This is a genomic window from Pseudomonas sp. 21LCFQ010 (assembly GCF_024129905.1).
In the GTDB taxonomy this organism is placed as follows: domain Bacteria; phylum Pseudomonadota; class Gammaproteobacteria; order Pseudomonadales; family Pseudomonadaceae; genus Aquipseudomonas.
Window position 1 is genome coordinate 1 of sequence record NZ_JAMYDZ010000053.1, and the last position, 6,652, is coordinate 6,652.

At 51.4% G+C, this 6,652-nt stretch carries 7 protein-coding genes; 6 read left to right on the forward strand and 1 reads right to left on the reverse strand.

Annotation, left to right across the window (positions count from 1 at the left end; all coding sequences use genetic code 11):
* On the reverse strand, positions 1-152 hold a 152-nt coding region (locus NJC38_RS29115), incomplete at its 3' end, for an isocitrate/isopropylmalate family dehydrogenase (RefSeq protein ID WP_290447444.1).
* A 254-nt stretch (positions 153-406) separates the two neighbouring features.
* Here NJC38_RS29115 and rraA point away from each other — a divergent pair.
* The 6 genes from rraA to NJC38_RS28805 all read left to right on the forward strand — a co-directional run bounded on the left by rraA (position 407) and on the right by NJC38_RS28805 (position 6,342).
* The gene (gene rraA / locus NJC38_RS28780; protein ID WP_253118165.1) at positions 407-892 is read left to right on the forward strand and encodes a ribonuclease E activity regulator RraA; all 486 of its coding nucleotides are present in this window, start codon (positions 407-409) and stop codon (positions 890-892) included.
* A gap of 31 nt (positions 893-923) precedes the next feature.
* Entirely contained in the window at positions 924-1,742 is an 819-nt protein-coding gene (locus NJC38_RS28785; protein WP_253118166.1) for an aspartate/glutamate racemase family protein, read from the forward strand.
* Between the two features lie 33 nt (positions 1,743-1,775).
* Positions 1,776-2,576 carry a TIM barrel protein gene (locus NJC38_RS28790; protein ID WP_253118167.1) on the forward strand — a complete coding sequence of 267 codons (801 nt, stop codon included), beginning with the start codon at positions 1,776-1,778 and terminating at the stop codon, positions 2,574-2,576.
* Between the two features lie 247 nt (positions 2,577-2,823).
* Entirely contained in the window at positions 2,824-3,567 is a 744-nt protein-coding gene (gene phbB / locus NJC38_RS28795; protein WP_253118168.1) for an acetoacetyl-CoA reductase, read from the forward strand.
* Between the two features lie 111 nt (positions 3,568-3,678).
* Positions 3,679-5,010 (forward strand): CitMHS family transporter, encoded by a 1,332-nt coding sequence (locus tag NJC38_RS28800; RefSeq protein WP_253118169.1) that lies wholly within the window; start codon positions 3,679-3,681, stop codon positions 5,008-5,010.
* A gap of 393 nt (positions 5,011-5,403) precedes the next feature.
* Positions 5,404-6,342 (forward strand): GntR family transcriptional regulator, encoded by a 939-nt coding sequence (locus NJC38_RS28805; RefSeq protein WP_253118170.1) that lies wholly within the window; start codon positions 5,404-5,406, stop codon positions 6,340-6,342.
* Positions 6,343-6,652: the final 310 nt, after the last annotated feature.

The window sequence follows — 6,652 nt, forward strand, 5'->3', positions numbered from 1 at the left end:
GTCCCGTGCTTTTCGAGGCTTTTGAAGCCGACGTCGTCATAGTCGAACGTCAGACCCAGGCTGAATTTTTTGTTAACTGCATGAAGGACAGACATCGAGGATTCGACGATTTCCGGGCCGATACCATCGCAGGGAAGAACAAGAATACGCATCACAATCTCCTAACTTTTTTATTCGAAGCTAAGGCAGGCCGCAGGGTTGCCCGAGAATTTCTGTACCCCGTAATTACGAAGTACAATGATGTCAAGGCGGTTGCCTGGCCTTCACCTTCTGACGACTGAATCGCGTTTTCGGTGCCCGGTCGTCAAAAATTCGCCCTGACAGATTGCATTTTATTGCATCAATATCCAGATTATGCAACCTTTGTTTTCACAAATTGCTTTTGCCCCTACCAGCTGGAGTGCTTATGTCTTTCAAAACGACTGATCTGTGTGATGAATTTGGCGACAAGGCGCGGGTACTGGCACCCCTATTCCAGGATCTGGGTGGCAGGAAGGATTTCACCGGAGAGGCGGTGACCGTTAAGTGCTTCGAAGACAACTCTCGTATCAAGGAACTGAGCGCGGAATCCGGAGTGGGTAAGGTTCTGGTGGTGGACGGCGGGGCAAGCGATCGCTGCGCGTTGCTGGGCGACATCATTGCTGAAGATTTAGTGAAGAATGGTTGGGCAGGGGTGCTTATCTACGGCTACGTCCGTGATCGGGCCGTGCTTGAAAAGCTTCCGATTGCGATCAAAGCCCTGGGGGGGTCACCGCGCAAGTCGGTCAAGCGTTCCGAGGGGCAAGTGGGCGATCCGGTGACCTTTGCAGGGCAGACAATCGCCAATGGTGATCGTCTATATGGGGACGACGATGGCGTGGTGATTCTCAACGAATCTGTGCCTGCGATTTAAGTCGCTATCGAAGCCTCAATGATTTTTTGTTGTGCTAACTCATGCGGGGTTTCCTTGGCTGTCTTCAGGCGACCAACGATTTCCAGGTGGGGGCGTAGAAAAACAAAAAAATACTAAACCAACGGCTTTTTGTTGCGGCATGGCCTTTTTACAAAATCGCCGTAATAAGAACGAAAAAACGGTCTATTTCATGAAAAGCAAGCGTATCTTCCTCATCCATGCTACATCGGTCGCCATTGAGCCCATCAATCAGGCATTCGCAAAGTTGTGGCCCGAAGCGCAATTGGCGAACCTGCTGGAGGATTCGCTCTCCAGAGATCTTGCAGCCGCAGGACGTATTACCGAAGATCTGAAATCAAGATTTTTGGCGTTGGCGCGCTATGCCGTTCAGGCAGGTGCCGATGGAATTCTGTTTACCTGCTCTGCATTTGGCGACGCGATCGATCTGTGTAAAAGCGAGCTTTCTATTCCTGTACTCAAGCCGAATGAGGCCATGATTACCGAGGCCATCTCCCAAGCTTCTCGAATTGCGATTGTGGCGACTTTTCCACCGGCTATTGAATCCATGGCCGAAGAGTTTACTCAGGCCGCCAGTAGAGCGGGGCGTGCCCTCGAACTGACGAGTTTCACCTGCCCAAAGGCGTTGGAGGCTTTGCATACAGGGGATTCTGAACATCACGACAAGCTGATTGGCGAACTGATGGGTCGTATCGAGGATCAGGATCTGATTTGCTTTGCGCAGTTTTCGATGGTGACTGCTGTCGCCGAGGCAAGAAAATCAACGGCTCTGAGTATTCTTACAACACCTGACAGTGCGGTACTCAAGCTCCGCGCTTGCCTGGAAGCCTGAGTCATCGTTGGTCTATTTTGAGATGGTAAGTACATGCTCAATTTCAATGCGCATTTAGGTTTCCAGTTTACGGAAAAGCCTTTCCTCAAGCGGTTCGAAGCGGCCGCCTCAGCGGGATTTTCGGCGGTCGAGTTTCCCATACCTTATGACCATGAGCCCTCGGTGCTTTTTGACTTGCTGCAAGAACACCAGTTGTCGATGGTGCAGTTCGCCGCTCCCGTTGGGTTAACCAAGGGACTGGCAGCTGCGACTTCGCGAGATGCCGAATTCAGGGGCGGGCTGGTCAAGGCTGTGGAGTATGCGAATCGCCTCCAGTGCTGCAATGTTCATTTGATGTCCGGGATGACCATCGCCGGTGCACTGTGTACCGATGGCCAAACCTATCTGGACAATCTTCACTACGCCGTTGATTACCTGGCGGATCATGGAATTAAAGGCCTCATTGAGGTCATCAGCGCTACCGAGATGCCTGGGTATTACCTCTGCAACTTCGACTTAGCAGAGCCTGTGCTCGAAGCTATCCCTGAGCTAGGGTTGATCATGGATGTGTACCATGCACAGCTTGTTTCAGGTGATGGATTGGGCCTCCTGAAACACTGGATTGATCGGATTCATCACGTCCAGGTAGCAGATTGGCCCGGAAGGCATGAGCCTGGTACCGGACGCCTGAAATTTGCTCAAGTCTTCAGCTTCCTACAGCGCGTCGGTTATGAGGGTTGGATAGGTTGCGAGTATCGTCCGCTCATCGCGACGAATGAGGGGTTGAGCTGGCTCAATCAATGGGGCGTCATTCCAAAAAGCAGCCTGCGTTCTCCAAAGGAGAACAGCTTTTAGGTAGGCATAAATGCAAATTTATTCTTGATGAGGCGCTGCAAGATTTATCGTCTCGTGTTACCAACTGTTTTTTGGATTTTGATCATCAAATCCCCCTCGGAGGATGAATTTCACGCAAAAATCGTTGCCCTTTTACGAATTGTACATCATTGCTTTGCAAAACAATATTGGGTGGCGTTTAGTAGGCTCAGTAGCCAAATGGCTCGCAAGTCGTACTCCCAACAAAAAACAAAACAGGAGTGTTCGTATGTCTAAGCGCATTGCTTATGTGACTGCTGGTATGGGTGGTTTAGGGACTGCCGTGTGTCAGCGTCTCGCCAAAGACGGCTTTACCGTCGTGGTGGGCTGCGGCCCAAATTCACTTCGCAAAACTGCGTGGCTCGCTGAGCAGAAGAAACTCGGGTTCAGCTTCATTGCTTCTGAGGGTAATGTCGCTGACTGGGAGTCCTCGAAACTCGCTTTTGAAAAAATCACCAAAGATGTTGGCCCGATTGATGTGCTCGTCAACAATGCGGGCACTGCGGTCAATGTAGTATTTCGAGACATGCAACCAGGCGATTGGCAGACCGTCATCGATACCAACCTCAACTCACTTTTCAATGTGACCAAGCAAGTTATCGATGGAATGGTTTCTCGTGGTTGGGGCCGAGTTATCAACATTTCTTCCGTCAATGCTCAGTTGGGGCAAGTAGGCCAGGTTAATTATTCCACGGCTAAATCAGCGATTCGAGGTTTTACACGCGCTTTGGCTAAAGAAGTTGGTTCTCGCGGTGTGACCGTAAACACGGTCTCTCCTGGTTACGTCGCCACCTCGAAGCTCAAGTCAACCACCACCGTGGATGCCATGGATCGCATCATCAAGGAGATTCCGTCTCGGCGCCTGGGCAATCCGGAAGAGATCGCTGCGATCTGTTCCTGGCTGGCATCGGATGAGTCGGGTTACGCCAATGGTGCTGATTTTTCAATTAATGGCGGCTTGCACATGAGTTGACCTCCACTGGCTCGGTACGAAATGACTTAACACTGCTGTAGCCAACGCATTCTCGACAGCGCATGAGCGCTAAATCATAAAAACAATTGTATTTTAATCGAGGACATACAAATGCTGTCTTTGCTTGGTTACGGCATGATCGTGACCTTTATGGCGTTGATCATGACCAAGCGGCTTTCACCCTTGGTCGCCCTCACAATTACTCCGATCGTCTTTGCCTTGATCGGAGGTTTTGGCCCTGATATGGGCGTCATGATGATTGATGGCCTGAAGAAGGTTGCTCCCACAGCGATCATGGTGATGTTCGCCATCCTGTATTTCGGCATGATGTTCGACACAGGATTGTTCGACCCGATTATTCGAACCTTCTTGAAAATCATCAAGGGCGATCCGGTTAAGGCTGTGATCTTCTCCACGCTTCTGGCGGGCATGGTTTCGCTGGATGGTGATGGTTCAACGACCTACATGATCACCGTCACTGCCATGTTGCCCTTGTTCAAGCGGCTGAAGCTCAATCCGCTTGCGCTGACGTGTGTCGTGATCCTGGCTGCCAGTGTGACAAACCTTCTTCCTTGGGGCGGCCCATTGGCCAGGGCTGCGGCCTCGCTGCAGGTTGAAACGTCGGATCTGTTTCTCCCCATTATCCCGTCGATGGTCATAGGGTTTCTGGGAGTAATGGCGCTTGCTTACTTCATTGGTGTTCGTGAGCGCAGCCGTCTGGGCAAGCTCGTACTGCCTCATGACGCTGAAACGATTTCCTATGACGATGACGTCACAGGTTTGCCCTCCATGTCGCAGGAAGATGAAGATCTGCGTCGCCCGAAACTGTTTTGGCTTAACGCGCTGCTCACAGTGGGCTTAATGACTGCACTGGTAATGGAACTGCTGCCGCTTGCTGTTCTGTTCATGGTGGCGTTCTCTGTCGGTCTGGTGATCAACTACCCCAATATGGCGGATCAGCGTCGTCGCATTGCAGCCCACGCACCCACTGCGCTGAACCAGATCGCGATTTTCCTTGCAGCGGGTATCCTGGCAGGCATTTTGTCTGGCACGGGTATGGTGAACGCGATGTCGGCAAGTTTCTTGGCCATGCTTCCAGATACGTGGGGGCCCTACATGGCGCCGATCACCGCACTGGCAAGTATTCCAGGCACCTTCTTCATGTCTAATGATGCGTTCTACTACGGCGTTCTTCCGGTATTGGCCAAGGCTGCGGAAGTGTACGGCATTACCCATGCCGAGATTGGCCGCGCCTCTCTGGTTGGTCAGCCTGTCCACTTGCTCAGCCCTCTTGTGGCCTCTACATACCTGCTTTGTGGCTTGGCAGGGGTTGAGTTCAGTGACCACCAGAAGTACACCATGAAGTGGGCTTTTGCTCTCAGCTTCCTGATCATGGCAGCGATGGTAGGCTTCGGCGCGTTCTCGATCGTTCCAGGTCATTAAGGCGATGCTTAACCAAAAACCCGCTTTGGCGGGTTTTTTTATGTGTTTTCAACATGTACGTTCCGGTCACGACGTGTGGAGGTTTGGGTGCTTCTCCTTTCAATCATCTCAGGGGTGATGCCTGACTGACATTCCTGCCGCGACCGTCATTGGCCCAATGGCCCATGTGTTACGTGTATAGAGTAGGGTGTGGTGCGGTGATGGCTTTGTCGTTTTGTGTACAGGAGCACTGAGGGCAAGGTGTCCCAGCAGCGTGTTGAAGAACATGAGGTGTGTTATTTTGACTCGGAGCGTGTACAGCGACGTGCCAGCACCATCCTCCTTCGATAATCGGTTTTTATGAATCCAGCAGAATCGACTCTTGATCAACAATTGGCAGGTGCCCCGACCAATATGAAGCCCAAGATCAAAAAAGACCTCGCCGAGCAATTGGCTCCCAAAATCATCGATATGGCTAGAGCGAGGTCGATGCGTGCGGGCGACCCGCTTCGTGAGGAGTCTTTTGCTAAGGAGTTGGGCGTTTCGCGCTCTCCAATTCGTCGCGGTTTTGCGCTGTTGGCTCAATTGGGGCTGGCCATCCAAGAGCCGAATCGCGGCTATTTCTTGACAGCTGATGCGCGAGGGATAGATAGCCGCAAACTCCCGTTGGAGGTTGACCCTTTCGAGGACTTTTACCTGCGGGTTGTGGACGACGTGCTGCGGGGAGACATCCCAACGACTTTTTTCGAAGCAGAGTTGATTCGCAAGTATGAGGTGCCCAGGGGGCAGCTCATGAAGGTACTCAACCGTCTGGCCAATGAGGCGATGATCGAGCGCAAGCCGGGGCAGGGTTGGGAGATCAACAGCTTTTTGCATGACTCCAAGGCCCACATTCAAAGCTATCGATTTCGTATGGCAATCGAACCTGCTGCACTACTTGAGCCTGGCTACGAGGTGGATAAAGCCGCCTTTGCCAAAGCCCGAAAAACGCAACAGAAAATGCTGGAAGGCGACATTTTCAGCTTGTCGCGATCGCAGTTATTTCAGGTGGGGTCGCAACTCCATGAGCTTATTGTGCGTTGCTCTGGAAATGCGTTTTTTCTTGAGGCGATCCGTCGACAGAACCAATTGCGTCGATTCATGGCCTACAAGGCCAACGTCGATCGGCCGCGCTTGATCAATCAATGTAAAGAACATATCCATCTACTGGATCTCATTGAAAGTGGCCAGAGAGAAGCTGCTGCAGAGTTCTTGCGTACCCACCTGGACGTCGTCGGGCGTCAAAAAACGGACAAGGAAGCCAAGGATGAGCTGGACTACCAGCGCAACCTTGAAGTTTTTGACGCCAGTTAATTTGCGCTATTGAGCATCAAGGACGTCGCCTAAACGCGATTGTGGTGGCTGGTATGCGTCCACATAAAGGTTGCATTTATTGTATATTGATGCAATAAAGTGCAATAATTCTACTGGGAAAAGAGAGCGGCCCGCTCGTGTGATCAAGGCCGAGAGCGTCAGAATGAAATTTTCGCTTCTTCAAAATTGTACATTACGGCAACGATATACATTAAACGCTTGATCCCATGGCCACCAGGCTCACTAATCAGCTCAAACAATAAGAAAGGGGTTTGCGATGCGTATTTTGGTACTCCCTTGTGATGGCATT

What these genes read in the sequence shown, in the direction of transcription:
- NJC38_RS28790 (WP_253118167.1), top strand. Translation starts at nt 1,776, where the DNA reads ATGCTCAATTTCAATGCGCATTTAGGTTTCCAGTTTACGGAAAAGCCT.
- rraA (WP_253118165.1), top strand. Translation starts at nt 407, where the DNA reads ATGTCTTTCAAAACGACTGATCTGTGTGATGAATTTGGCGACAAGGCG.
- NJC38_RS28800 (WP_253118169.1), top strand. Translation starts at nt 3,679, where the DNA reads ATGCTGTCTTTGCTTGGTTACGGCATGATCGTGACCTTTATGGCGTTG.
- NJC38_RS28805 (WP_253118170.1), top strand. Translation starts at nt 5,404, where the DNA reads ATGAAGCCCAAGATCAAAAAAGACCTCGCCGAGCAATTGGCTCCCAAA.
- phbB (WP_253118168.1), top strand. Translation starts at nt 2,824, where the DNA reads ATGTCTAAGCGCATTGCTTATGTGACTGCTGGTATGGGTGGTTTAGGG.